Below are 23480 nucleotides of genomic sequence, written 5' to 3' on the forward strand. Positions count from 1 at the left end.
CCACGGAACTGAGACCCATGACCGCCGCAGAGACGGGCGACACCGGTGCCGGCGCGGGCGCCGGTCCCGGCCCGGTGAGCTTCCGGCTCGACGGCCGTACGGCCCTGGTGACGGGGTCGGCGCGCGGCCTCGGCCTGGAGATGGCGCGCGGCCTCGCCGGTGCGGGTGCGCGGGTGGTCCTCAACGGCCGGGACCCGGCGGCGCTCGCGGCGGCGGCCGAGCGGCTGCGGGCGGACGGCGGGTACGACGTCACGACCGCCGCGTTCGACGTCACGGACCGGGCGGCGGCCGAGCAGGCGGTCGAGGAGCTGGGCGACCTCGACATCCTGGTCAACAACGTCGGCCACCGGGACCGGCGGGGCGTGGCCGAGATGAGCCCGCAGGAACTGAACGTGCTGCTCGACACCGATCTGACGTCGGCCTACGCGCTGAGCCAGGCGGTGGCCCGGGGCCTGGCCGCGCGCGGGGTGCCGGGCCGCATCGTCAACGTGTCGTCCGTGGTGGGGCAGTTGGGCCGTACGGGTGATGTCGGCTATGCCACCGCGAAGGCGGGCCTCGACGGTCTGACCCGGGCACTCGCGGCCGACCTCGGCCCGAGCGGGACGACCGTCAACTCGGTCGCGCCGGGCACCTTCGCCACCGCGGCCAACGCCGAGCTGACGGCCGATCCCGGCTGGGAACGCTGGCTGCGCACCCGTACCGCGCTGGGCCGCTGGGGTCGGCCGGAGGAGATCGCGGGCGTCGTCGTCTTCCTGGCGAGCGACGCGGCGTCCTTCGTCACCGGGCAGACCATCGCGGTGGACGGTGGGATGACGACGACGTTCTGACGCCGGGTGAGCGGTGGGGAGGCGGGCGGGGCGGACCGCCAGTACCGTGGTGGCTGCACCGGCCATCGGGAGGTTTCTGCCGGAAATCTCAGCGAAGTCGGAGCGGGTTTCTCACCTTCGTGAGACAGAGTGAGGCCTGATGAAGCGCATCTCACGCATCTCGGTCACCTCGCGTCCCGCGTTGCTCGGGGCTGTGGTGATGCTCGCCCTGACGTCGGCGTCCGTGGCCGCCGCCGATGACGGGCCGGGACCCCTCGGGGTCACCGCGGACGCCGTCGCGACCGCGCGCGCCGCCCGGGTCGGCGCGCTGTTCGGCGCGGACCGCGCGAACCGCCTGGCCGGCGGGCACTTCTGCACCGCGTCGGTGGTGCACAGCCCGCGGGGCGACCTCATCGTCACCGCCGCGCACTGTGTGAGCGGCTCCGACGACGACCTGGTGTTCGTGCCGGGCTACCGGGACGGGCAGGCGCCCTACGGGGTGTGGAAGGTGACCCGGCGCTTCCTGCCGGACAGCTGGGCCACGGACCAGGACGAGGACAGCGACCTCGCCTTCGCCACGGTGGCCGATCTCGGCGGCCGGAGGATCGAACGGGTGGTCGGCGGCAACCGGTTCGTCACCGGCGCCTTCCCCGGGGCCACGGCGGTGACGGTCACCGGTTACCCGGACTCCCGCGAGGTCCCCATCCGCTGCACCAACAAGCCGCGCCGCCAGAGCGCCACCCAGCAGCGCATCTACTGCCCCGCCTTCACCGGCGGCACCAGCGGCAGCCCCTGGATCAACGGCGACCACCAGGTCGTCGGCGTCCTCGGCGGCCACGAGGAGGGCGGCTCGACGGACGACGTGTCGTACAGCGTGGTGCTGGGGGCGCAGGCGGGGGAGCTGTACCGGGACGCGACGAGCTGACGGCCCCTACTCGGGGAACGGCTTGCCGGACGTGCAGGTGTCGGTCTTCTCGGCGGCGTTCGTGTACTCGGTGACGAGGCGCTTCATCGCGCCGGCGTCCTGGTGGTCCGCCGAGTACATCTGGAACGCGGTGAACAGCCGGGCACCGAGCAGCTTCTTGCTCGTGCAGTTCCGCGTCTCGCCGAACCCTTCCCAGCCGGAGTAGAGGAACCGGCCGCCCTCGGCGCGGTGGTCGAGCTTGGAATTGGCCTGGCCGCCCACGTAGTAGGTCGTATTGGGGGCATCTGCCAACCACTGCAACGAGGTCTGCGCCACGAGGCGGGAATCGACGCGGACCTCGCAACGGACTCCCCAGCCGTCGGAGAGCTTCTGCTTCGTCGTCAAGGTCCGGCCGCCCGGCAGGAACGGCGTCAACGCCTCACTGTCGACGGGAATCCCGCACAGAGTCCGGGGAACCGCGTACTCGCGCTTCTCCTCCGTGCCGCCGCACCCGGAGAGTGCGGCCAGAAGAGCGGCGGCGGAGAGGGCGGCCACAGGTTGCAGTATCGCGCGAACCCGGATGGCGTTCATAGGCTTGCGCTCCTTCATCCCGCGATGTCGGCTGTATTGCCGGGGTCCTGGCCGTTCAGGATTGCCTGGGCGTTGTAATAGCCTTGATGGCTCGCATTCGACGCATAATTCACAAGGTCTGGGCTAAGGTGGTAGCGCTTTACTGCCAGCTCCGTCGCGGTTTGTGTGTACTTGCTGTTGCGGTCCAATCCGGTCTGCCAAACCTGTGATTCGTTGTCGTGAGCACCATCCGCCGCGTTGCCCTGCACGTCTTGGAAAAGCCACTGCAGCGCGGAGCCAGTCGCGGTGCCCGCGGCCCCGCCCACGATCCCACCGGCCACAGGTGAGCCGATGAACGACGTGCCCACGCCGACGGCGGTGCCGATGCCACCGGAGATCAGGTTTTGGTACTGGGCGACGGCGTGGTTGAAGGCGTCGTCCTTTCCCTTCGCCGCACTTCCGATGGCCTCCATACGGCCCAGGCCGAGGACCCCGGAAACCTCCCCACTGTGCTCCGCGACGGTCTGCACGAGAAGTTTGTGATCGCTGGTGAAGCGGTGGTCGGCAGGCAGGTCGGGGTCCAGGTGGTACTGGAGCAGATTGGACATGTACGCCTTCTGGCCCACTTCGACCGCAGCGTATCCCTCCGGATTCTGCCCCACGGCAAATAGGAATTTGTTCACGTCCCTGCCGTCGAGGTGGGCGGCGGATCCGTCGATGGGGTACAGCAGGTCCGTGTGCGGCAAGTCGGTGTTCGCCCGGTTGATGTCCGGCAGATACTCCGCCGCGATCTGTCCGAAGCTGTCGGACATGTAGCCGCGCTTCGTGAGGAGTTCGGGTTTGTCGGCGGTGGCGGAGACGATGTCCTCGAACAGGCCGGTCTGGGCGGGCGTGTGGGCCGGGGTGTCGATGGTCGGCATCTCGCCCGCCGGGTGCCCGGTGGTCGCTGCTTCCAGGGCCTGGGCCAGGAAGTTCTGGCCGACGGTGCTGTGGACGCCGTGGGGGTCGATGGAGTCCATCGGCCAATGGCGCTGTTTGAAGAGGTAGTCGAAGTTGGACACCGCGGACTTGTGGTGGGAGTCCTGCGCGATGAAGTCGTCGTTGAAGAAGTTCGTGGCGGCCGCCGGGTTGTTCGACAGGCCCTTCAGGTAGCCGTTGAGCGGGTCCCAGCCGCCGTCACTGCCCTCGTAGTTGAGCTGCGGACAGATGCTCGCCTGCCAGGCCACGTTCTTGCCGTCGTCGGTGTAGAAGCGCTCGGTCTTCATGAGCGCGTGGCCGTAGTCCGTCATGAACTTGTCGTCGAAGTCGCCATCGCGCATCAGATTGCTCATCACCTGGAAGCCGAGGACGTTGCCGTTGGTGCCGACGGCCCTGCCACCGGTGTCGATGACCTGCTGCTTCCACTGCGTCATACCCGCGCTGTCCGACTGGCTTGCGGTGGCCAGGGTCAGGCTGAGGTTCTTCTGCAGCTCGGCGAACTTGTATCCCCGCTCGTAGCCGAGGTGGCCGCCCTCACGGGAGTCGTTGAGTCCGAGCCAGAAGTCCTCCGTGCCCTTGGCACCGAGTCGCTCGGCGAACTCCTCGGCGAACAGCGGGTCGTCGTGGTACTGCTTCAGGCCGTTGTTGATCGCGTCGAAGTCCTTCGCGGTCAGCTGCCGCGGATCCTTCTTCGCGAGCTTCGCCAGCTCGTCAGCCTCTTGGACCGCCTTCTCCGCCTGGTCACGGTTCTTGTAGACGACGCCGGAGAAGCCGTACTTGCTCTCGTCCACGAGCGCCGTGAGCACCTGGGACGCGGTGCTGTCGCTCTTCGCCGCGTTGTTCAGGATCCGCTGTACACGGTCGCGCAGGTCGTCCTCGTCGGCGACGCTGTGCTCCGGCACCGAGGTGCCGTGCGCCGCGCGGTCGGGGTGTACGACCATGGTGACGATAAAGCCGCCGTCCCCCGACGAGATCACCGTGAGGTTCTTCTTGCGGCCGTCCTCGACCGCCTGGTGCAGCTGTTGCTTGTAGGATTTCAGCTCGTCGCGGGTGTCCTGGAGGATGTTGTGGATCGACGTCGCCTCCTTCGTGGCGTCGTCGAATTCGCCCGCGGTCTTGCCGATGAATTCCTTGGAGACACCGGCGTTCACACCGTGCCAGTCCGCCTTGACGGCCTTGTCGTGCAGCCCGTCCCGCGCCTGCTTCTGTAAGTCGGTGAGGTTGCGGACCAGCAGGCCCCAGTCGCTCACCGCGTCGTCGAGCAGCTTGAAGTCGGCTTGGTAGAGGTCTTCGAATTTCACCGAGCGCCGTCCTTCACTGCTTCTTCGGCTTGGGCGTCTCGTAGACCGGGTTGTTCCTGCCCGGGGGGCCCACGCGGTCGTCGAAGCCGGCGTCCAGGGTGTCGATGCTGCTCATGCTGCGGGCGATGTAGCCGTCGTCCCCGGAGTGGATCTTCTGGGTGACGTGCATGTGGTTGGCGATCTGCGCGCAGGCGTCCAGCAGCGACTTCAGCTGGTCCTCCCAGCGCTCGTGCACGTGCTTCAGGCCGGCGCCCAGTGCGAACCCCTGTCCGGACAGGTCACCGGCGGCCGACTCGCTCGTCGCCTGTGCCACCCGGGCTCTCTTCCATAACTGGTCGTAGAGGTCGTGCGCCTCCTTGCCGATCCCGGCGAGATCGGCGTTGGTGACCTTGAGGTCACCGTAGGTGGTGCTCCCCTCGATGGGGGCGGCGTGATTGAGCTGCATCCGCGGGGATCCCGCGCTGCGCCGCGCCGCGTCGGTCTTGAGCTGTTCCCACTCGTCCCACGCCATCTCCGGTACTCCTCCCCCTGCGCGTCCCGGGCCCGGGCGCCCGGAATCTCACCGAGGGGCTCATCGTAGGGGGAGGCCGAATCGGTCGTGGCTCGGACGGACGTTCTCGTGCCGGCGGGCCTTGGCTTCTACACTGCTGTGCGGCGGACTGGCAGGCGGTGAGGGGCGGTTGACGGTGCGTAAGGGGTGGATCGTCGGTGGCGCCCTCGTCGGGGGTGGGCTGGCCTTCGTCATGCTGCTCGTCGTCGGGGTGTACCTGGTCGCGGGGAACCTGGTCGGCGGGATGGCGGCGGGCGGGCGCGCGCTGGCCAAGGGGGCGGTGCCGGCCGCGTACCAGCAGCTGGTGCAGAAGTGGGGGAACATGTGCCCCGCGCTGAGCCCCGCGCTGCTCGCGGCACAGCTGTACCAGGAGAGCGGCTGGAACCCGCGCGTGGTCAGCCCCGCCGACGCCCGGGGGATCGCGCAGTTCATCCCGAGCACCTGGGCGACGCACGGCATCGACGGCAACGGCGACGGCAAGCGGGACATCTGGGATCCGCAGGACGCCATCCCGTCGGCGGCGTCGTACGACTGCGAACTGGCCAAATACGTCAAGGACGTTCCGGGCAACGTCTCCGACAACATGCTCGCCGCCTACAACGCCGGTGCCTACCGCGTCATCCAGGCGGGCGGGGTTCCGGCCATCAGCGAGACGCAGAACTACGTGCGGCGCATCCGCAGCCTCGCGGAGAGCTTCGCCGCGCCGCCCACCCGGCTCGACCCCACCCGGCAGGCCGCCGGCGCCATCGACTTCGCGCAGAAGAAGCTCGGTACGCCGTACCTGTGGGGCGGCGAGGGCACCGCCGCGCAGGGCGGGCGGTTCGACTGCTCGGGGCTGACCCAGGCCGCGTACCGGAGCGTCGGGATCTCGCTGCCGCGCGTGGCCAACGACCAGTACAACGCCGGCCCGCACCCCTCGCGCAGCCAGCTCCTCCCGGGCGACCTGGTCTTCTTCTCGCACGACCCCAACGACTCCCGGGCCATCCACCACGTGGGCATCTACGTCGGCGGCGGGTACATGATCGACGCGCCGCGGACGGGGGCCGTGATCCGGTTCGACCCGATCGACGGCGCGGATTATTTCGGCGCCACCCGGGTAACGGAAGATGGCGCAAAAGCGCTCCCCACGTCGGTCTAAACCGCGCGTGAACCTGTGCCCTGAGCTGCGATGATGAGTCTCTCTTCGGTAACGTCTGCGTGATCTTTCAGTGGAGAGTGGAACGTATTGATGGTGGCCGTGCGTTCCTGTTGACGTAGCCCGGCGGACGTCAGTACGGCGCAGTGCAGCGGAAGCGGAACTACGAACCACGGGGGCCGGTGCGACGCACACGAGGTGCGTCCGGGAAAACGACGAAGGGGCCGCAGCACCATGGCTGTACTCGCCGAATCCGGATCGAACCCCGACGTCGAACTGCTCTATGACATCAACGGGCTGGCCAAGGACGCCCCGCACTGGCTCGACCGGATCATGGAGTTCGTGGGCGAGTACGGGCTGCTCCTCGCGATGGTGCTGCTGGTGGTGTGGTGCTGGTGGTCCGTGCGCCGGCGGGGCGGTGAGGACGCGGCGTCCTCGGTGGCCGCGCTGGTGTGGGCGCCGCTCGCGGCCGGTATCGCGGTGCTGGTGAACATCCCGATCCGGGGATTCGTGGAACGGCCGCGTCCCTTTGTGGACCACCAGGGGCTCGATGTCCTCGTCGCCGGCAAGACGGACTTCTCCTTCGTCAGCGATCACGCCACCTTGACGATGGCGCTCGGCGTGGGCCTGTTCGTCGCCAACCGGAAATTCGGCATCGTCGGGATCGGCCTGGCGCTGCTGGAGGGTTTCTGCCGGGTGTTCATGGGCGTCCACTACCCGACGGACGTGATCGGCGGATTCGCCCTCGGTACGGCGGTGACCCTGCTTCTCGCCCCCCTGGCCTCGGCCCTGCTCACCCCGCTGATGCGGGCGGTGGAACGGTCGCCCCGGGCGGGCCGGCTCGTGCGGCGCCGGGCCGCGGCCGAGGTGCCCGTGGTGCCCGGGGCGCGCAGGACCGTGGAGCCGGTGGACTCGGAGGAGCGGGATCTGGCCGCGTAGCGGCCCCCATCCCCTGCAACCCGTTCAGATCCCCTGCGCGTACGAGAAGAACCGGTGCGGGTCGTACTGCGCCTTCACCTGCGCCAGCCGGGCCGCCGCGTCGCCGTAGTACGCCTTGCGCCAGTTCGTCAGCGTCGGGTCCGTGTAGTTCTGGTACGCCGCGCCGGAGGCGTGCGGGGCCATGGCCTGGTGGGCCGACGTCAGCCAGGACTGGGCCGTGGTGCCGGAGGCGCCCGCCGGCCAGGACGCGATGTACTGGGCCAGCATGCGCGAGCGGCGGTGGACGAAGGCCGTGGCCGTCGGGGCGACCCGGTTGACCGCGCCGCCCAGCGCGGTGAACGCGATGCTGCCCGCGCCGCCCCGCACGGAGGCGATCTGGCGGAGCACCGTCTGGATGCCCGCCGCGGACAGCGAACGGTCGAAGAAGTCGGAGCGGGCCGCGTACGTCTCGCGGCCGAGCGCGCCCCGCGGGGAGCGGCCGGGTGTCGCGCCGGGCAGGTGGCACTGGGCCTGTGCCGAGAAGGAGGAGCAGCCGGCGTAGATCTCCATGGCCTGCTCGTAGCCCCGGCGGTGCAGGGAGACGGCGGAGGCGTTGGCGCCGGCCAGGTGGGCCAGGCGGTCCACGGCGTTCTGCAGCTCGCCGTACGTGCCGAGGGAGAAGCAGGAGACGGAGATGGCCGGGGTGCGGCCGGGGGAGCAGGACAGGTGCAGCGAGGACCAGATCTCGTCCGGCTGGCCCGGCCCCCACTCCTGCCACGCCTTGAGCACCGCCGCCGCCTTCGACCAGGGCCAGGACAGGTACGCGGTCACCGCCTGCGGCGCCGGATGCGTCCTGAAGTGCAGCTCGGTGACGACGCCGAAGTTGCCGTTGCCCGCGCCGCGCAGCGCCCAGAAGAGGTCGGAGTGGTTCTTGGCGTCGGCGGTGAGCTGCTGGCCGTCGGCCGTGATCAGTGTGGCCTGGGTGAGGCTGTCGCAGGTCAGGCCGTAGGCGCGGGAGACGACGCCGTGGCCGCCGCCGAGCACCAGGCCGGAGACGCCGACCGTGGGGCAGGAGCCGGCGGGTATGGTCACGCCCTTCGCGGCCAGCCCCCGGTAGACGTCGATCAGCTTGGCGCCGGCGCCGACCACCGCCTGGCCGCCGCTCACCCGGATCCCGCCCAGCCGGGAGACGTCCACGACGAGGCGGTTGTCGCCCGAGGAGTAACCGGCGTAGGAGTGGCCGCCGTTGCGGATCGACACGGGTATGTGCCGGGCCTTCGCGTACGACAGGACCGTACGGATGTCGGCGGCGTGCGCGACGTAGGCGACCGCGGCGGGCTTCAGGCCGTCGAAGCGGGTGTTGTACAGCTGGTGGGCCGTCTTCCACTGGGCGTCGCCGGGGCGGACCAGGGTGCCGTCGAGGTCGTGGGCGAGGGCGGTCCAGTCCGCGGCGGCGCTCGCGGTGGTGGTCCTCGCGGCCGTGAGCGACGGTGCGGAGGCACCGGAGGCCCCGGACGTGCCCGAGGGGTGTGTCGAGGCCGCCGCGGGGTGGCTCCCGCCCGCCCCGCACGCGGTCACTGCCGTCGCCAGCGCGGCCACGCCGCCCGAGATGAACGTACGCCGTTCCATGTGTCCGTCGCCTTTCCCCGGCCCTCAGGGCCTCCGCGGGCCCCCTGACCCCCGTGGCCCCCGCGAATCGAGACGACGGCGCGCGCCGCGGGGTTCCCCCGTACGGGTGCCGGACCTCGCACGGGTGTCCGTCCGGCCCGGTCATCGGGATCTGGGCGTGGCCTCCCCGTGAGCATTCCGTTACCTCACCGGGCTGACGGCAGGGGTTCACCCGTCGTTCATTTATGGCCTTCGGCGGCTTCACCTGATCTGCCTAATTTCGGCCGTACCCGGTGCGGAGTGCGGTGATGGATGCGCTCCCGCACCCACGACTTCGCACGCCGCCGACAGCGGCGGCTCCTGGAAGGAACTCCCGAACGTGAAGCTTCAGCGCAAGAACCGGCTGCGCGCCCTGACTCTCGGTGCTGTCGCCGTCTCCGGCGCCCTGGCCCTGACGGCGTGCGGCTCCGACGACAACGGTGGCGGTTCCAAGGCCTCGGGCAACCCGTCCTCGGCCGCCAACGCTTCCTCGATCAAGTGCGACGGCGCCAAGGGGCAGCTGCTCTCCGACGGTTCTTCCGCGCAGAAGAACGCGATCGACGCCTGGGTCAAGAACTTCTCGCAGGCCTGTGGCGTGCAGATCAACTACAAGGCCGGCGGCTCCGGCGCGGGCGTGACCTCCTTCACGCAGGGCCAGATCCCGTGGGCGGGCTCCGACTCGGCGCTCAAGCCCGAAGAGGTCGCCGCGTCCAAGAAGGTCTGCTCCGGCGGCCAGGGCATCGACCTGCCGATGGTCGGCGGTCCGATCGCCATCGGCTACAACCTGAACGGCGTGGACAACCTGGTCCTGGACGCCCCGACGCTCGCCAAGATCTTCGACGGCAAGATCACCAACTGGAACGACGAGGCGATCAAGAAGCTGAACCCCTCGGCGAAGCTTCCCGACCTGAAGATCCAGGCCTTCCACCGCTCGGACGACTCCGGCACCACGGACAACTTCACCAAGTACCTGATCGCCACCACCCCGGACAACTGGAAGTACTCCGGCGGCAAGACCTGGCAGGCCAAGGGCGGCCAGTCCGCCGCGCAGTCCTCCGGCGTGGCCCAGCAGGTCAAGCAGACCAACGGCGCCATCGGCTACTTCGAGCTGTCCTACGTCGGCGACGGCATCAAGCCGGTCAGCATCAACACCGGTGCCGCCCAGCCGGTCGCCCCCAGCACCGAGAGCGCCACCAAGGCCATCGCCGACGCCAAGGTCGTCGGCACCGGCAGCGACCTCTCGCTGAAGCTCAACTACAACACCAAGGCCGACGGCGCCTACCCGATCACCCTGGTGACGTACGAGATCGCCTGCGACAAGGGCAACAAGGCCGACACGCTGCCCACCGTCAAGTCCTTCCTCAACTACATGGCGTCCGAGGACGGCCAGAAGCTGCTCAGCGGCATCGACTACGCGCCGATGCCCGACGCGATCATCAGCAAGGTCCGCAGCACCATCGCGACCCTGAGCTGACCTGATCCGAGAGTGCGGCCCGGTTCCCACGGCCTCCCCGCGGGCCGGGCCGCACCGTCCGGTGCACCGCCGCCACGAGTCGCGCGCCCCTTCGGCGGGCGGCTCCGCAGACCGGAGAACCCGATGGACATAACGAAGACAACCGACGCCCCTCCCCCCACGTCCCAGCCGTCCGCGAACGCCCAGAAGCGTCCGAACCGCGGCGCCACCCGCCCCGGCGACCGCGTCTTCCTCGGCCTGTCCCGCGGCTCCGGCATCCTGCTGCTGGTGATCATGGCCGCGATCGCGGTCTTCCTCACCTACCGCGCGTCCCTCGCGATCAGCAAGGACCACGGCAACTTCCTGACCACCTTCGAGTGGAACACCAACCTGGTCCCGCCGTCCTTCGGCATCGCGGTCCTGGCCTTCGGCACGGTGGTCTCCTCGGTCATCGCCATGGTCCTGGCCGTGCCGGTCGCGGTCGCCATCGCGCTGTTCCTCACCCACTACGCCCCGCGCCGGATGAGCGGCCCCGTCGCGTACGTGATCGACCTGCTCGCCGCCGTGCCGTCCATCGTCTACGGCCTGTGGGGCGCCCTGATCCTCGTACCGCACCTGAACGGCCTGTTCGGCTGGCTCGACGAGTACCTCGGCTGGACCGGCATCTTCTCCTGGCAGGGCGGCGCGCCCCGCTCGATGCTCACCGTGGGCATCCTGCTCGCGATCATGATCCTGCCGATCATCACCAATGTGAGCCGCGAGGTCTTCCGGCAGGTCCCGCAGATGCACGAGGAGGCCGCCCTGGCCCTCGGCGCCACGCGCTGGGAGGTCATCCGCATGTCGGTGCTGCCCTTCGGCCGCTCCGGCGTGATCTCCGCCTCGATGCTCGGCCTCGGCCGCGCCCTCGGCGAGACGATGGCCGTGGCCACCGTGCTCTCGCCGACCTTCGACATCCAGACCAGCCTGCTCGACCCGGGCGGCGGCACCTTCGCCCAGAACATCGCCAGCAAGTTCGGCGAGGCGACGCAGGACGGCCGTGACGCGCTGATCGCCTCCGGTCTCGTCCTGTTCGTCATCACCCTGCTGGTCAACGGCGCGGCCCGCGCGATCATCGCCCGCCGCAAGGAGTACTCGGGGGCCAACGCATGAGCACCGCAGCCGTCACCGACAAGCGCGGCAGCTCGCTGCGCAGCGCCAGCCTGCCGAAGTGGTCGCCGTGGGCGATCGCCGGCGGCTCGATCGTGGTCGCGATCGGCATCGGCGCGGGCGCCGGGCTGACCAGCCACATCCAGTGGGGTCTGATCGCCGCGCTGCTGTTCGTCCTCGGCACGTACGTCATCGCCTCCGCGGTGGAGGGCCGGCGGCAGGCCAAGGACCGCATCGCCACCTCGCTGGTGTGGGTCGCCTTCCTGCTCGCCGTGGTCCCGCTGGTGTCCCTGGTCTGGACGACCGTCAAGCGCGGTGTGAAGGTCCTCGACCCGTACTTCCTGACGCACTCCATGGGCGTCGTCGCCGACTCCGAGCCGGGCGGCGGCATCTACCACGCGATCATCGGCAGCCTGGAGCAGGTCGGCCTCGCCACCCTGATCGGCGCCCCGGTCGGCGTGCTCACCGCGATCTACCTGGTGGAGTACGGCCGTGGCGGCCTCGCCCGCGCGGTCACCTTCTTCGTCGACGTGATGACGGGCATCCCGTCGATCGTGGCGGGCCTGTTCATCCTCAGCCTGATGCTGATGGCCGACATGCAGCCCTTCGGCTTCGCCGGCTCGCTGGCGCTGGCCATCCTGATGATGCCGGTCGTGGTCCGCTCCACGGAGGAGATGCTCAAGCTCGTGCCGAACGAGCTGCGCGAGGCGTCGCTGGCGCTCGGCGTGCCCAAGTGGCGCACCATCCTCAAGGTGGTCCTGCCGACCTCCATCGGCGGCATCACCACGGGCATCATGCTGGCGATCGCCCGTATCGCGGGTGAGACGGCGCCGGTCCTGCTGCTGGTGTGGGGCAACTCCTTCATCAACAACAACCCGTTCTCGGGCGCCCAGCAGGCGCTGCCGCTGTACATCTACCAGCAGTACTCGCAGAGCTCCGGTTCCACGGCGGCGTACGACCGTGCCTGGGCGGCCTCGCTCACGCTGATCGCCTTCGTGATGATCCTCAACCTGGCGGCCCGCGGCATCGCCCGCTGGAAGGCCCCGAAGACCGGTCGCTGAAGCGGCCTCAGCGACTGACGGAAGTGAAGCAAGCAATGGCCAAGCGAATCGACGTAAGCGGACTGACCGCGTACTACGGCACCCACAAGGCGATCGAGGACATCTCGATGACGGTCGAGCCGCGCTCGGTGACGGCGTTCATCGGGCCGTCCGGCTGCGGCAAGTCGACGTTCCTGCGCACGCTCAACCGCATGCACGAGGTCACCCCGGGCGGCCGGGTCGAGGGCAAGGTGCTCCTCGACGACGAAAACCTGTACGGCACCGGGGTCGACCCCGTGTCGGTGCGGCGCGAGGTGGGCATGGTCTTCCAGCGCCCGAACCCCTTCCCCACGATGTCGATCTTCGACAACGTGGCGGCGGGGCTGCGGCTGAACGGCAACTACAAGAAGAGCGAGCTGAACGACATCGTCGAGAAGTCGCTCAAGGGCGCGAACCTCTGGAACGAGGTGAAGGACCGCCTGAACAAGCCGGGTGCCGGTCTCTCCGGCGGCCAGCAGCAGCGGCTGTGCATCGCGCGGGCGATCGCCGTCGAGCCCAAGGTGCTGCTGATGGACGAGCCGTGCTCGGCGCTCGACCCGATCTCCACCCTCGCCATCGAGGACCTGATCGGCGAGCTGAAGGAGCGCTTCACGATCGTCATCGTGACGCACAACATGCAGCAGGCGGCGCGTGTCTCCGACCGCACGGCCTTCTTCAACCTCGCGGCGGTCGGCCAGCCCGGCCGGCTGATCGAGATCGACGACACGGAGCGGATCTTCTCCAACCCGTCGGTCCAGGCGACCGAGGACTACATCTCCGGCCGCTTCGGCTGAGCCGGCACGAACCCCTCGCGGTGCTGCATGGCGGTGCCACCGCGAGGACGCGAAGGGCCCGCCCCCGGCTCCCGGGGGCGGGCCCCTTCGCGTCCGGTTTCGCGGCCGCGCCTCCGGGACGCGGAACGCCCACCCGTCTTTCGGCGGGTGGGCGCAGGGGCCGGGAAGGGCTAGAGCACCGTCAGCTTCACGAGACCGAAGACCAGGGCGGCGACCAGGGCCGCGGCCGGCATGGTGATGAACCAGCCCAGGACGATGTTCTTGGCCACGCCCCAGCGCACCGCGTTCACGCGCTTCGTCGCGCCGACACCCATGATCGCCGAGGTGATGACGTGCGTCGTGGAGATCGGCGCCTTGAAGAGGTACGCCGTGCCGAACATGATCGAGGCGCCGGTCGCCTCCGCCGCGAACCCCTGCGGCGGATCCAGCTCGATGATCTTGCGGCCCATGGTGCGCATGATCCGCCAGCCGCCGGCGTACGTACCGAGCGACATCATGATGGCCGAGACCAGCTTCACCCAGACCGGGATCGGGTCGCCGAACGTCTCGTTGCCGGCGATCACCAGCGCCATCACCACGACACCCATCGTCTTCTGGGCGTCCTGGAGACCGTGGCCGAGCGCCATGCCCGCCGCCGAGACGGTCTGGGCTATGCGGAAGCCCCGCTTGGCCTTGTGCGGGTTGGCGCGCCGGAACAGCCACATGATCAGCAGCATCACCAGATAGCCGACGACCAGACCGACCACCGGCGACAGGAACATCGGCACGATGACCTTGTCGACCACGCCGTCCCAGTGGACCGCCGTGCCGCCCGCGAGCGCCGCGCCCACCAGGCCGCCGAACAGTGCGTGCGAGGAGGACGAGGGCAGGCCGAAGTACCAGGTGGTCAGGTTCCAGACGATCGCGCCGATGAGCGCGGCGAAGAGGATGCCCATCCCCAGCCCGCCCGAGGGCGTCTCGATCAGGCCCTCGCTGACCGTCTTGGCGACCCCGGAGCCGAGGAAGGCGCCGGCGAGGTTCATCACCGCGGCCATCGCCAGCGCCGCCCGCGGGGTCAGCGCCCGCGTGGAGACCGAGGTGGCGATCGCGTTCGCCGAGTCGTGGAAGCCGTTGGTGTACGTGAAGAGGAGCGCGACCGCGACGGTCACGATCAGAGCCAGGGTGTCCATCGACGCCTCAGGACTCCTTGACGGCGATGGTCTCCACCGTGTTCGCCACGTGCTCGAAAGCGTCCGCCGCCTCTTCCAGCACATCCACGATCTGCTTGAGCTTCAGCACCTCGATGGCGTCGTACTTGCCGTTGAAGAGGTGGGCCAGCAGCTTGCGGTGGATCTGGTCGGCCTGGTTCTCCAGGCGGTTGACCTCGATCCAGTACTCGGTGAGGTTGTCCATGGTGCGCAGGTTCGGCATGGCCTCCGCGGTCAGCTCGGCCGCGCGGGCCAGCACCTCGATCTGCTGCTCGACGCCCTTGGGCAGTTCCTCGACGTTGTAGAGGACGACGAGGTCGACGGCCTCCTCCATGAAGTCCATGATGTCGTCCAGGGAACCGGCGAGGGCGTAGATGTCCTCGCGGTCGAACGGCGTGATGAACGAGGAGTTGAGCTGGTGGAAGATCGCGTGCGTGGCGTCGTCGCCTGCGTGTTCCGCTGCCCGCATGCGCTCCGCGATCTCGGCTCGGGCGGAGGAGTCCGCCCCGAGCAGTTCCATCAGGAGTTTCGAGCCGGTGACGATGTTGTCCGCGGATGCGGCGAACATGTCGTAGAAGCTCGTCTCCCTGGGGGTCAGACGAAAGCGCACGTGGGGTCCTCGGGGTGCTTCGGTTTCGGTCAGGCTGATGCTAGGCGCATCATCCGGCCACGGCTATCGGGCCGCCCTCCAGTGTCGCCCATGAAACGCGGCGATCATCACGGGGGCGTACCAAGGCCCCCATACCCAGCAAAATTCGGTACCATATACCCAGTAGGGGTATGCCGGGCGGTATGTCCCCCGGTGTGTGACCGAAAACACCCGTCCCGAGATGGAGGCCCGCGATGACGACGACCGAGGCCGGCGCCACGGCACCCTCCGAGCACACGGACGGCGCCGAGCACGTCACGCACGGCTACCACAAGCAGAAGGACGAGCACCTCAAGCGGCTGCGCCGGATCGAGGGGCAGATCCGGGGTCTTCAGCGGATGGTCGACGAGGACACCTACTGCATCGACATACTCACCCAGGTCTCCGCCTCCACCAAGGCGTTGCAGTCCTTCGCGCTCCAGCTGCTGGAGGAGCACCTGCGGCACTGCGTGGCGGACGCGGCCCTCGCGGGCGGGAACCAGATCGACGAGAAGGTGGACGAGGCGACGAAGGCGATCGGCCGGCTGCTGCGCACCTGAGCCGGCGCCGCGCGCCGCGTGCTCACTCCGCGCGGCGCGCGCGTTCCTGCCGTTCGACGCGGAGCACCTCGTCGATGCTCTCCAGGCTGAGCCGGTCCTCGGCGGCCGAGGCCGCGATGATCAGCTCGCCGCACAGCTCGATCTCGGCGAGGGCCACGTGGTCCTGAACCGCCGTACCGCCGACCGCCGCCACCCGCCTCACCTCTTCCCTGCCGTCACCGAACTCCTAGGGTAGGCAGCGTCTTACCTACCGCGCATGGCACGGACGGGCTACTTACGGGGTGGCGCCTGGGACTAGTACGGGGCGGAAACCCGGCCGGATTCAGGCCCCGGAGGATCCGCCGTCCTCCGCGATCCGGCCCGCGTAGATGTCGTGCTCGCGCGGCAGGGCCACCACGGCGGGGGCGCCGAAGCCGTACAGCAGGGTCGTCGAGGCGACCGCCACCGGCGTCTTCTGCCGGCCGTTGACGAAGCTGAAGCGCTGGCGCAGCTTGCGCAGCCGGCCCTGGTCGTCCAGGTAGGCGTCGAAGGGCACCTCGGCCGTGGCGAACCCTTTCGCCGCCGCGGCCAGCGACCGCCGTACGTCGGCCGGGGCGTGCCGGGCCGCGCGGGCCAGGTCGGCGGTGCCCCGGTAGTGCCGCACGGGGGTGCCGCCGACCTCGGTGCGGCCGACGTAGGCCGCCTCCCGGGTGCCGCGCAGCACCTCGGCCGCCGCGTAGGGGTCGGTGACGCCGCCGGTGACGAGGTTGCCGTCGGAGAGTGTGGCCGTCTCCACCCGTACCCATTTGTCGGCGGGCACCCCGGCCCCGCGGTTCTTCATGAACAGGGCGCCGGGTGCGAGGAGTTCGGTGATGGGCCGGTGCTCGGCGGCGCCGGTCGGGTCCTCGGGGAGGACGACGGTGAGCCGGCCGAGCCGGCGGACGTAGTCGTAGACGCCCTTGCCGCGGATGGTGACGCGGGTGCCGCCGGTGGCCATCTCCATGGCCGTACTGGCCTTGGAGGTGCCCGCGGCGCGCAGGGTGTCGGCGGCGCCGGTCAGCAGGGCGACCGGATCGCCCCCGCCGCTGCGGACGCCCTCCGCGGCGGCACCGCGGCCGGAACAGCCGGTGGCGCCCGCTCCCAGGGCGAGGGTGGCGAGGGTGGCGCCCAGTGCGACGGCCGTCCTGCCCGTGAGTCTGTGCTGCCGCCGTTCCATCGTCTGCCTTCCCCCAGCCGGTACGTCCGTCACGGGCCCCTGTCGTTCCGGTTAACGACGGGTAGGGGACTGCCGTCACGCCCCCGTCCGGGGTCCTCGGTACCGTGGACGTCGTGGCGCAGGAGGACGGGCAGGACCATCTGACGACGACGACCGAGCAGGGCCGCTTCTGCGTGGCCCGGTGCAGCTGCGGCTGGCGCGGACCGGCCCGCAGGGCCCGCAGCCAGGCCCGTACGGACGCGGCGGCGCACGCGGGCCCGGCCGCGGCCGACGAGAACGGTCCGGTCTAGAACCGTTCCCCGAGCACGCCGAGCAGCGCGTCCACCAGGTCGCGGTCGTGGGCGTGGGTGAGGCGGGCGCGGGCGGCGGCGGGAGCCAGCCACAGGACGCGGTCGACCTCGTGGTTGGGCACGAAGCCGCCCGCCGCGGCCTCGGCCGCCCAGTAGCGCACCTGCTTGGGGCGGGCGTCCACCAGGTAGCGCAGGGTGGGCAGTTCCGCGCCCGGCTCGGCCGTGTACCCGGTCTCCTCCACGACCTCCCGCAGCGCTCCCGCGAGCGCGTCCTCGCCGGGTTCGAGCTTGCCCTTGGGGTGCGACCAGTCGTCGTACTTGGGCCGGTGCACCAGGCACAGCTGAAGGGCGCCGTCGGCCGGGGCGCGGCGCCACAGGACGCAGCCCGCCGCCAGGATCGGGGTGTCGCTCACACAGCCTCCACGGTCTCCTTCTGCCAGGCCCGCTGGAACGCGAACCTGGACGCCTCCACCTCGTGCCGCTGGTCGGCGTGGAGCACGCCGAGAGCGTATGCCGTCGCGGGGGCGATCCGGGGGGTGCGGGCCGCCTGGGCCGCCGCGGCGGCGGCCTCGGAGGCGTCGCGGTGCCGGTCGAGCGCCTGGCCGGCCGCCAGGATCCGCACGTCGGCGGGTGCGTCGCCGTGCAGCACCTCCCGGGCGTACCGGTGCAGGCGCAGCAGCAGGCGGACCTGGTGCCAGGGGCCGTCCTGGGGGTGCGGGGACGGGTCCGGGGACAGGCCGTGGATCAGGGCCTCCGCGTTGTACGGGTGACCCGCGGTGAGCAGGGGCAGGGCGGCGACGGCGTCCGTCAGCCGCTCCTGCGCCGCGGCGGCGAGGGGGTGCAGCTCGGTGGCGGGGGCGGCCGGGGCGAGCGGGACCTCGCTGGCGAGCACGGCGACCTTGTCGGCGACGGCGTGGAAGCGGCTGGAGCCCAGCGCCTGGAGGGCGGTGGAGTGGGCCCTGGTCCGGGCGAGGGTGAGCTGCCGGTCCAGCAGCGCACCGGCCTTGGCGGCGCCGACGGTGAGGCTGGCGCGGTCCGCCGCGGCCGGCGGGCCGCCGCCCGGACCGGCCGGCACCCCCTCGGCCGCCGCCGGGCCCGGGAGCGCCGCCCCCGACAGCCGGTGCAGCGCCTGCAACAGCCGCTCCAGACGCGCCTCGTACGCGTGCTCCAGGGCCAAGGTGCCGGACACCCAGGCCAGTTCGGGCCGCAGCGACTCCGTCCAGGCGGGGTCGAGGAGCGGGCGGTAGGTGTGCAGGCTGGCGCTGATGCGGCGGGCCGAGCGGCGCAGGGCGCTGGCCGCGTCGACGGACTCCTCGCCGGTGCCCGCGGCGCCGCCGGTCTCCCGGTGCAGCCTCAGGGCGCGCAGGAACTGGGTGGCCTGGGCGCGCAGATAGCCCGCAAGGGCGTCCCCGGTCGCCACACCGGCCGTGGGGTCCGTCGGGTCAAGGTGTTGCTGTGCCACGCCGGCGCCTCCGGGCGTCTATGAGCATCTCCTGGATGTTGCGCAGGGGCTGGCCGTCCGCGTCGGTCGCGTGCCGCGTCCACTCGCCGTCCGGGCCGAGGTGCCAGGACGCGGTGCTGTCGGACATGCCGGTGTCCAGCAGCCGGTTGAGGGCCGCGCGGTGGCCGGGGTCCACGACCCGCACCAGGGCCTCGATCCGCCGGTCGAGGTTGCGGTGCATCATGTCGGCGCTGCCGATCCACACCTCGGGCTCGCCGCCGTTGCCGAAGGCGAACACCCGGGAGTGCTCCAGGAAGCGGCCGAGCACGGAGCGGACCCGGATGTTCTCCGAGAGCCCGGGCACGCCGGGCCGGATCGCGCAGATGCCGCGGACCCAGACGTCCACCGGCACGCCCGCCTGGGAGGCGCGGTAGAGCGCGTCGACGACCGCCTCGTCCACCATCGAGTTGACCTTGATCCGGACGAACGCGGGGCGGCCCGCACGGTGGTGCTGGGCCTCCTTGTCGATCCGCGAGATCAGGCCGTCGCGCAGGGACTTGGGGGCGACGAGCAGCCGGCGGTAGGTCTCCCGGCGGGAGTAGCCGGACAGCCGGTTGAACAGGTCGGAGAGGTCCGCGCCGACCTGGGGGTCCGCGGTGAGCAGGCCGAGGTCCTCGTACAGCCGGGCGGTCTTGGGGTGGTAGTTGCCGGTGCCGACGTGGCTGTAGCGGCGCAGGGTCTCGCCCTCCTGGCGGACCACCAGCGACAGCTTGCAGTGCGTCTTCAGGCCGACCAGGCCGTAGACGACGTGGCAGCCGGCCTCCTCCAGCTTCTTCGCCCACTTGATGTTGGCGTGCTCGTCGAAGCGGGCCTTGATCTCGACCAGGACCAGTACCTGCTTGCCGGACTCGGCCGCGTCTATCAGCGCGTCGACGATCGGGGAGTCGCCGGAGGTGCGGTACAGGGTCTGCTTGATCGCGAGGACGTCCGGGTCCTCGGCGGCCTGCTGGAGGAAGGCCTGCACGGAGGTGGAGAAGCTGTCGTAGGGGTGGTGCAGCAGCACGTCCCGCTGGCGCAGCGCCGCGAAGATGTCCGGCGCGGAGGCGGACTCGACCTCGGCGAGGTCGCGGTGGGTGCCCGCGACGAACTTGGGGTACTTCAGCTCGGGCCGGTCCAGGCCGTGGATGCGGAACAGGCCGGTGAGGTCGAGCGGGCCGGGCAGCGGGTAGACCTCGGCCTCGGAGATCTTCAGCTCGCGCACCAGCAGGTCGAGCACCTCGCGGTCGATGGACTCCTCGACCTCCAGGCGCACCGGCGGCCCGAAGCGGCGCCGCATGAGTTCCTTCTCCAGGGCCTGGAGGAGGTTCTCGGCGTCGTCCTCCTCGACCTCCAGGTCCTCGTTGCGGGTGAGCCGGAAGGCGTGGCTCTCCAGCACCTCCATGCCCGGGAACAGCTCTTCCAGGTGCGCGGCGATGACGTCCTCGACGGGGACGTACCGGCCGGGGCTGGACTCCAGGAAGCGGGAGAGCAGCGGCGGGACCTTGACGCGCGCGAAGTGCTTGTGGCCGCTGACCGGGTTGCGCACGACGACGGCCAGGTTCAGGGACAGGCCGGAGATGTACGGGAAGGGGTGCGCGGGGTCGACGGCCAGCGGGGTGAGGACGGGGAAGATCTGGTGCCGGAACAGCGTGAACAGGCGGGCCTGTTCCTTGTCGGTCAGCTCGCTCCAGCGGACCAGGTGGATGCCCTCCTCGGCGAGCGCGGGGGCGACGTCCTCGTGGTAGCAGGCGGCGTGCCGGGCCATCAACTCGCGCGAGCGGGCCCAGATCATCTCCAGCACCTCGCGCGGCTGGAGCCCGGAGGCGGAGCGGGTGGCCACGCCGGTGGCGATGCGGCGCTTCAGTCCGGCCACCCGGACCATGAAGAACTCGTCCAGGTTGCTGGCGAAGATCGCGAGGAAGTTGGCACGCTCCAGCAGGGGCGTGTCCGGGTCCTCGGCCAGTTCCAGGACGCGTTCGTTGAAGGCGAGCCAGCTGCGCTCCCGGTCGAGGAACCGGCCCTGGGGCAGCGGGGCGCCGCCGGCCCCGGACTCCTCGTACGCGTCGAGATCCGCGTCGATGTCGGGTGCCAGGTCGGAGACCGCGGCGGCCACCGTGTGCGGGCGGTGCGCGGCGATGGAGCCCACGGGGGGCTGCGGGTGCTGTGCCTGTGCCTCTGCCTGGGTGTCTTGCTGACTCATGAACCCATTCTTCCGCGCGACCGGGCTCACGGGCGCGTCGGAACGTGCGGGCGGGAGCGTCGTGGTCCCGTTCCCCGCGGGACCCTCGGGGGGCGGCGAAGGCTCTGGCACGTCGGGTCTCATTGGCCGAGCGTCGCAAGCCCGTCTGAATCGACGGTTACGGCGACATGACGTGCGGGATAGCGGGGGGCGGCTCCCGGGGGTCCCGGCCGGGCGCGACCGCGTACGGGGCGCGCGGGGCGGCGTGCGGTCCGGTGCCCGGACGGAGCGGGGCCGGGCGGCCCTCGGAGGGCCGATCGCGCTCGTGCGGGCTTCGTCCGAACCCGACCGCGGCCGGTGGGTCCGTACGGCCGCGCCGGGCGGCGTACGGACCCGTGGCCGCGCGGACGGGTCAGACCCTCTTCGTCGTCTTCGGCGGGCGCAGTGCGCCGGTCTGGCGGCGCAGGGTCAGGAAGCAGGCCGCGACCAGGAGCGCGGTGACGGCCAGCAGCAGCGCGCTGGTGGTCAGCTGGAGCGGCCAGAAGTGGGAGGCCGGGTGGAAGACGTCGTAGCGCCCGGCGAAGTCCTTGTACGCCGCGTCGCAGCCGGCCGGGCTGTCGCAGGACGGGGCCGGCACATGGGCGCCGTCGCGGGTCAGCATGCCCTGGTCGACGCCGAGTCCGTCGGGGGCGACGAACCCGTCCACGGAGCCGGTGCGGGTGACCGCCGGCCACAGGTGGGGCAGCGCCAGCTCGGTCAGCGCCCGCAGCCCGCCGGTCACCAGGACGCCGACGACCAGCGCGGGCAGCGCGCGGCGCACCAGCAGGCCGGCCAGGGCGCCGGCCGCGAGCCCGGCGAGGGTGAGGGCCGCGAGGGTGGGGCCGTTCGCATGGAAGGTGTAGCGGTCGTACCACTCCTTGGCGGAGTCGACCCGGTCCACGCCCGCGGCCCAGGCGAGGTGGTGCAGCACGCTCAGCAGGCCGGTGGCGGCCGCGAGGCCGAGCGCCGGGACGGCGAGGCGCACGGTCAGCCAGCGGGCCGGGGAGGTGGCCTGCGTCCAGGCGAGCCGGGCGGTGCCGGACTCCAGCTCGCGCCCGGTCAGCGCGGCGCCCGCCCAGGCGGCCACCACGAAGGGCAGCAGGTTCAGCGCGACGGTGGCGTAGTTGTAGTAGTCCTTGTAGCGCATGATCGCGGCCTGGTCGTAGCTGCACCGCGGGTTCATGCCGCACGCCCGGTACTGCCGCCAGCCCTCGGCCGCCGCGTTCACCAGCGGGCCGGCGAGTGCGAGCAGCAGGGCGGCCAGGACGACCGCCAGCGCGGCCCAGGCGCACAGCGCGGGCCGGTGCAGCCGCAGCAGCCAGCGGGTCTGCCGGGGCCGCTCGGCGGACGGCGTGGTCAGGGTCAGGGCGCTCATGCGGCACGCTCCTCGGTCAGGCTCGGTGCGCCGGGGCTGCGCAGATGGGCGAGGACGAGTTCCTCGAGGGAGGGCGCGGTGGTGCGCCAGCCGTCGGCGACCGGTCCGGCCGGCCGGATCAGCGCGCTGAGCTGGCGGCCGGTGACCCGGGACTCCACCACGGTGTGCGGGCCGAGGTCGGCGTCCGCGGCGGCGCCGCTGATCCGCAGATGGGCGGCGAGCAGTTCGTCGATCTCGCCGGCCAGCCGGATCCGACCGCCGCCGACCAGCAGCAGGTGGTCGCAGGAGTCCTCCAGCTCCGCGATGACGTGCGAGGACAGCACGATCGTGGTGCCGTACCGGGCGGCCTGCCCCATCAGGGTGCCCATCAGGTCGTGCCGGGCCAGCGGGTCGAGGTCGGCCATCGGCTCGTCCAGGAGCAGCAGTTCGGGCCGCTTGCCGAGGGCGAGGGCGAGCGCGACCCGGGTGCGCTGGCCGCCGGAGAGGGTGCGGACGCGGGCCGCGGGGTCGAGGCCGCCGCCCGCGACGACGTGCTCGGCGACGGCCGGGTCCCAGCGCTCGGGGTTGAGCGCGGCGCCCATGCGCAGCGTCTCGGCGACGGTGAGCTGGGGGTACAGGGGCTTGTCCTGGGCGACGTAGCCGACCCGGGGCCGGGCCTCGGCCGGGGTGGTGCCGAGGACGGCGAGGCTGCCTTCGGTGGGGGCCGTCAGCCCGGCGGCGAGGGCCAGGAGGGTGGACTTGCCGGCTCCGTTGGGCCCCACGACGGCGCACACGCGCCCGGTGGGCAGCCGGAACGCGCAGTCCCGCAGGGCCCAGCCGGTGCGCCGGCCGAACCTCTTCCCCAGAGCGTCGGCCCGCAGGGCCGTGTCGCTGCTCATGACGGTTCTCCCTGGAAGTGCTTGTCGAGTACGGCGGTGAAGAGCGCGGCCACGTCGTCCCACTCCAGGCCGTCCGCGCGGGCGCGCCGGGCCCACTCCTCCAGCTCCGCGCGCAGCGGGGAGTCGGCCGGGGCGGCGCCCAGCGACCGGCGGACGAAGGTGCCGAGCCCGCGCCGCGCCTCGACCAGGCCCTCCCGCTCCAGTTCGCGGTAGGCCTTGAGGACGGTGTTGGGGTTGATGGCGGTGGCCTCGACGACCTCCCGGGCCGTCGGCAGCTTGTCTCCGGGGCGCAGCAGTCCGAGGCGCAGGGCCTGTTTGGTCTGCTGGACGATCTGGACGTAGGTGGCGACACCGCTGTGCCGGTCGATGCGGTATTCGACCACGCGTT

24 protein-coding genes are annotated in these 23480 nt (G+C 71.1%); 10 read left to right on the top strand and 14 right to left on the bottom strand.

Annotation, left to right across the window (positions count from 1 at the left end; translation table 11 throughout):
• Positions 1 to 17: 17 nt before the first annotated feature.
• Together BLW85_RS20945 and BLW85_RS20950 are read left to right on the top strand one after the other, a co-directional pair.
• The gene (locus BLW85_RS20945; protein WP_079172379.1) at positions 18 to 827 is read left to right on the top strand and encodes an SDR family oxidoreductase; all 810 of its coding nucleotides are present in this window, start codon (positions 18 to 20) and stop codon (positions 825 to 827) included.
• Positions 828 to 966: 139 nt separating this feature from the next.
• Entirely contained in the window at positions 967 to 1731 is a 765-nt protein-coding gene (locus BLW85_RS20950; protein ID WP_074992837.1) for a trypsin-like peptidase domain-containing protein, read from the top strand.
• Positions 1732 to 1737: 6 nt separating this feature from the next.
• Here the strand turns inward: BLW85_RS20950 and BLW85_RS20955 are convergent, their stop codons facing one another.
• Genes BLW85_RS20955 through BLW85_RS20965 form a run of 3 tightly spaced genes read right to left on the bottom strand, consistent with a single transcriptional unit; the run spans position 1738 to position 5070 of the window.
• On the bottom strand, positions 1738 to 2301 hold the full coding sequence (locus BLW85_RS20955; protein ID WP_079172380.1) for a hypothetical protein: 564 nt from the start codon (positions 2299 to 2301) through the stop codon (positions 1738 to 1740).
• Between the two features lie 14 nt (positions 2302 to 2315).
• Positions 2316 to 4559, bottom strand: coding sequence for a hypothetical protein (locus tag BLW85_RS20960; protein WP_074992838.1), 2244 nt, complete (start codon positions 4557 to 4559; stop codon positions 2316 to 2318).
• Between the two features lie 13 nt (positions 4560 to 4572).
• Positions 4573 to 5070 (bottom strand): hypothetical protein, encoded by a 498-nt coding sequence (locus BLW85_RS20965; RefSeq protein ID WP_074992839.1) that lies wholly within the window; start codon positions 5068 to 5070, stop codon positions 4573 to 4575.
• A 169-nt stretch (positions 5071 to 5239) separates the two neighbouring features.
• Here BLW85_RS20965 and BLW85_RS20970 point away from each other — a divergent pair, with 169 nt between their 5' ends.
• Together BLW85_RS20970 and BLW85_RS20975 are read left to right on the top strand one after the other, a co-directional pair.
• The gene (locus BLW85_RS20970; protein ID WP_070025114.1) at positions 5240 to 6247 is read left to right on the top strand and encodes a C40 family peptidase; all 1008 of its coding nucleotides are present in this window, start codon (positions 5240 to 5242) and stop codon (positions 6245 to 6247) included.
• Positions 6248 to 6478: 231 nt separating this feature from the next.
• Complete coding sequence (locus BLW85_RS20975; RefSeq protein WP_074992840.1) at positions 6479 to 7183, top strand: phosphatase PAP2 family protein; 705 nt, start codon at positions 6479 to 6481, stop codon at positions 7181 to 7183.
• A gap of 24 nt (positions 7184 to 7207) precedes the next feature.
• On the opposite strand, the gene BLW85_RS20980 is transcribed toward BLW85_RS20975, so the two are convergent.
• A complete protein-coding gene (locus BLW85_RS20980; RefSeq protein WP_074992841.1) occupies positions 7208 to 8791 on the bottom strand; it encodes an FAD-binding oxidoreductase in 1584 nt (527 codons plus the stop codon).
• A 358-nt stretch (positions 8792 to 9149) separates the two neighbouring features.
• Here BLW85_RS20980 and pstS point away from each other — a divergent pair, with 358 nt between their 5' ends.
• From pstS to pstB, 4 genes are all read left to right on the top strand, one after another.
• On the top strand, positions 9150 to 10283 hold the full coding sequence (gene pstS / locus BLW85_RS20985; protein ID WP_070025117.1) for a phosphate ABC transporter substrate-binding protein PstS: 1134 nt from the start codon (positions 9150 to 9152) through the stop codon (positions 10281 to 10283).
• Between the two features lie 123 nt (positions 10284 to 10406).
• Positions 10407 to 11411 carry a phosphate ABC transporter permease subunit PstC gene (gene pstC / locus BLW85_RS20990; protein ID WP_074992842.1) on the top strand — a complete coding sequence of 335 codons (1005 nt, stop codon included), beginning with the start codon at positions 10407 to 10409 and terminating at the stop codon, positions 11409 to 11411.
• Positions 11408 to 12469, top strand: a complete 1062-nt coding sequence (pstA, locus tag BLW85_RS20995; RefSeq protein ID WP_070025119.1) for a phosphate ABC transporter permease PstA — start codon at positions 11408 to 11410, stop codon at positions 12467 to 12469. The genes pstC and pstA overlap by 4 nt, the downstream gene beginning before the upstream one ends.
• A 35-nt stretch (positions 12470 to 12504) precedes the next feature.
• On the top strand, positions 12505 to 13281 hold the full coding sequence (gene pstB / locus BLW85_RS21000; protein ID WP_070025120.1) for a phosphate ABC transporter ATP-binding protein PstB: 777 nt from the start codon (positions 12505 to 12507) through the stop codon (positions 13279 to 13281).
• Positions 13282 to 13451: 170 nt separating this feature from the next.
• Here the strand turns inward: pstB and BLW85_RS21005 are convergent, their stop codons facing one another.
• Both BLW85_RS21005 and BLW85_RS21010 read right to left on the bottom strand, forming a co-directional pair.
• On the bottom strand, positions 13452 to 14450 hold the full coding sequence (locus tag BLW85_RS21005) for an inorganic phosphate transporter (RefSeq protein WP_070025121.1): 999 nt from the start codon (positions 14448 to 14450) through the stop codon (positions 13452 to 13454).
• 7 nt (positions 14451 to 14457) lie between these two features.
• Positions 14458 to 15078: a DUF47 domain-containing protein gene (locus tag BLW85_RS21010; RefSeq protein WP_015493282.1), complete on the bottom strand. Its 621-nt coding sequence runs from the start codon at positions 15076 to 15078 to the stop codon at positions 14458 to 14460.
• A gap of 233 nt (positions 15079 to 15311) precedes the next feature.
• On the opposite strand from BLW85_RS21010, the gene BLW85_RS21015 reads away from it, so the two are divergent.
• A complete protein-coding gene (locus tag BLW85_RS21015) occupies positions 15312 to 15656 on the top strand; it encodes a metal-sensitive transcriptional regulator (RefSeq protein ID WP_070025122.1) in 345 nt (114 codons plus the stop codon).
• A gap of 22 nt (positions 15657 to 15678) precedes the next feature.
• Here BLW85_RS21015 and BLW85_RS39465 read toward each other — a convergent pair whose 3' ends face one another.
• Together BLW85_RS39465 and BLW85_RS21020 are read right to left on the bottom strand one after the other, a co-directional pair.
• On the bottom strand, positions 15679 to 15858 hold the full coding sequence (locus BLW85_RS39465; protein WP_177330073.1) for a hypothetical protein: 180 nt from the start codon (positions 15856 to 15858) through the stop codon (positions 15679 to 15681).
• Between the two features lie 120 nt (positions 15859 to 15978).
• On the bottom strand, positions 15979 to 16851 hold the full coding sequence (locus BLW85_RS21020; protein ID WP_070025123.1) for an SCO4651 family lipoprotein: 873 nt from the start codon (positions 16849 to 16851) through the stop codon (positions 15979 to 15981).
• A 113-nt stretch (positions 16852 to 16964) separates the two neighbouring features.
• Here BLW85_RS21020 and BLW85_RS21025 point away from each other — a divergent pair, with 113 nt between their 5' ends.
• Entirely contained in the window at positions 16965 to 17141 is a 177-nt protein-coding gene (locus BLW85_RS21025) for a hypothetical protein (RefSeq protein WP_345770074.1), read from the top strand.
• Here the strand turns inward: BLW85_RS21025 and BLW85_RS21030 are convergent.
• The 6 genes from BLW85_RS21030 to BLW85_RS21055 all read right to left on the bottom strand — a co-directional run bounded on the left by BLW85_RS21030 (position 17138) and on the right by BLW85_RS21055 (position 23475).
• Positions 17138 to 17554 (bottom strand): NUDIX hydrolase, encoded by a 417-nt coding sequence (locus BLW85_RS21030; protein ID WP_074992843.1) that lies wholly within the window; start codon positions 17552 to 17554, stop codon positions 17138 to 17140. The genes BLW85_RS21025 and BLW85_RS21030 overlap by 4 nt on opposite strands.
• Complete coding sequence (locus BLW85_RS21035) at positions 17551 to 18603, bottom strand: CHAD domain-containing protein (protein WP_074992844.1); 1053 nt, start codon at positions 18601 to 18603, stop codon at positions 17551 to 17553. The genes BLW85_RS21030 and BLW85_RS21035 overlap by 4 nt, the downstream gene beginning before the upstream one ends.
• Positions 18584 to 20944, bottom strand: a complete 2361-nt coding sequence (locus BLW85_RS21040; RefSeq protein ID WP_208624879.1) for an RNA degradosome polyphosphate kinase — start codon at positions 20942 to 20944, stop codon at positions 18584 to 18586. Before BLW85_RS21040 ends, BLW85_RS21035 begins: the two co-directional genes overlap by 20 nt.
• 268 nt (positions 20945 to 21212) lie before the next feature.
• Positions 21213 to 22214, bottom strand: a complete 1002-nt coding sequence (locus BLW85_RS21045) for a hypothetical protein (protein ID WP_070025128.1) — start codon at positions 22212 to 22214, stop codon at positions 21213 to 21215.
• A complete protein-coding gene (locus BLW85_RS21050) occupies positions 22211 to 23092 on the bottom strand; it encodes an ABC transporter ATP-binding protein (RefSeq protein WP_074992846.1) in 882 nt (293 codons plus the stop codon). The genes BLW85_RS21045 and BLW85_RS21050 overlap by 4 nt, the downstream gene beginning before the upstream one ends.
• Positions 23089 to 23475 carry a GntR family transcriptional regulator gene (locus BLW85_RS21055; RefSeq protein WP_074992847.1) on the bottom strand — a complete coding sequence of 129 codons (387 nt, stop codon included), beginning with the start codon at positions 23473 to 23475 and terminating at the stop codon, positions 23089 to 23091. Before BLW85_RS21055 ends, BLW85_RS21050 begins: the two co-directional genes overlap by 4 nt.
• Between the last annotated feature and the right edge of the window lie 5 nt (positions 23476 to 23480).

It is taken from the genome of Streptomyces misionensis (assembly GCF_900104815.1).
GTDB lineage: Bacteria > Actinomycetota > Actinomycetes > Streptomycetales > Streptomycetaceae > Streptomyces > Streptomyces misionensis.

Bases quoted from the DNA above. Each gene is read 5' to 3' on its own strand.
- BLW85_RS20945 (WP_079172379.1), top strand. From the start codon at position 18: ATGACCGCCGCAGAGACGGGCGACACCGGTGCCGGCGCGGGCGCCGGT.
- BLW85_RS20950 (WP_074992837.1), top strand. From the start codon at position 967: ATGAAGCGCATCTCACGCATCTCGGTCACCTCGCGTCCCGCGTTGCTC.
- BLW85_RS20955 (WP_079172380.1), bottom strand. From the start codon at position 2,301: ATGAACGCCATCCGGGTTCGCGCGATACTGCAACCTGTGGCCGCCCTC.
- BLW85_RS20965 (WP_074992839.1), bottom strand. From the start codon at position 5,070: ATGGCGTGGGACGAGTGGGAACAGCTCAAGACCGACGCGGCGCGGCGC.
- BLW85_RS20975 (WP_074992840.1), top strand. From the start codon at position 6,479: ATGGCTGTACTCGCCGAATCCGGATCGAACCCCGACGTCGAACTGCTC.
- BLW85_RS20980 (WP_074992841.1), bottom strand. From the start codon at position 8,791: ATGGAACGGCGTACGTTCATCTCGGGCGGCGTGGCCGCGCTGGCGACG.
- pstC (WP_074992842.1), top strand. From the start codon at position 10,407: ATGGACATAACGAAGACAACCGACGCCCCTCCCCCCACGTCCCAGCCG.
- pstA (WP_070025119.1), top strand. From the start codon at position 11,408: ATGAGCACCGCAGCCGTCACCGACAAGCGCGGCAGCTCGCTGCGCAGC.
- pstB (WP_070025120.1), top strand. From the start codon at position 12,505: ATGGCCAAGCGAATCGACGTAAGCGGACTGACCGCGTACTACGGCACC.
- BLW85_RS21005 (WP_070025121.1), bottom strand. From the start codon at position 14,450: ATGGACACCCTGGCTCTGATCGTGACCGTCGCGGTCGCGCTCCTCTTC.
- BLW85_RS21015 (WP_070025122.1), top strand. From the start codon at position 15,312: ATGACGACGACCGAGGCCGGCGCCACGGCACCCTCCGAGCACACGGAC.
- BLW85_RS21020 (WP_070025123.1), bottom strand. From the start codon at position 16,851: ATGGAACGGCGGCAGCACAGACTCACGGGCAGGACGGCCGTCGCACTG.
- BLW85_RS21040 (WP_208624879.1), bottom strand. From the start codon at position 20,944: ATGAGACCCGACGTGCCAGAGCCTTCGCCGCCCCCCGAGGGTCCCGCG.
- BLW85_RS21045 (WP_070025128.1), bottom strand. From the start codon at position 22,214: ATGAGCGCCCTGACCCTGACCACGCCGTCCGCCGAGCGGCCCCGGCAG.
- BLW85_RS21050 (WP_074992846.1), bottom strand. From the start codon at position 23,092: ATGAGCAGCGACACGGCCCTGCGGGCCGACGCTCTGGGGAAGAGGTTC.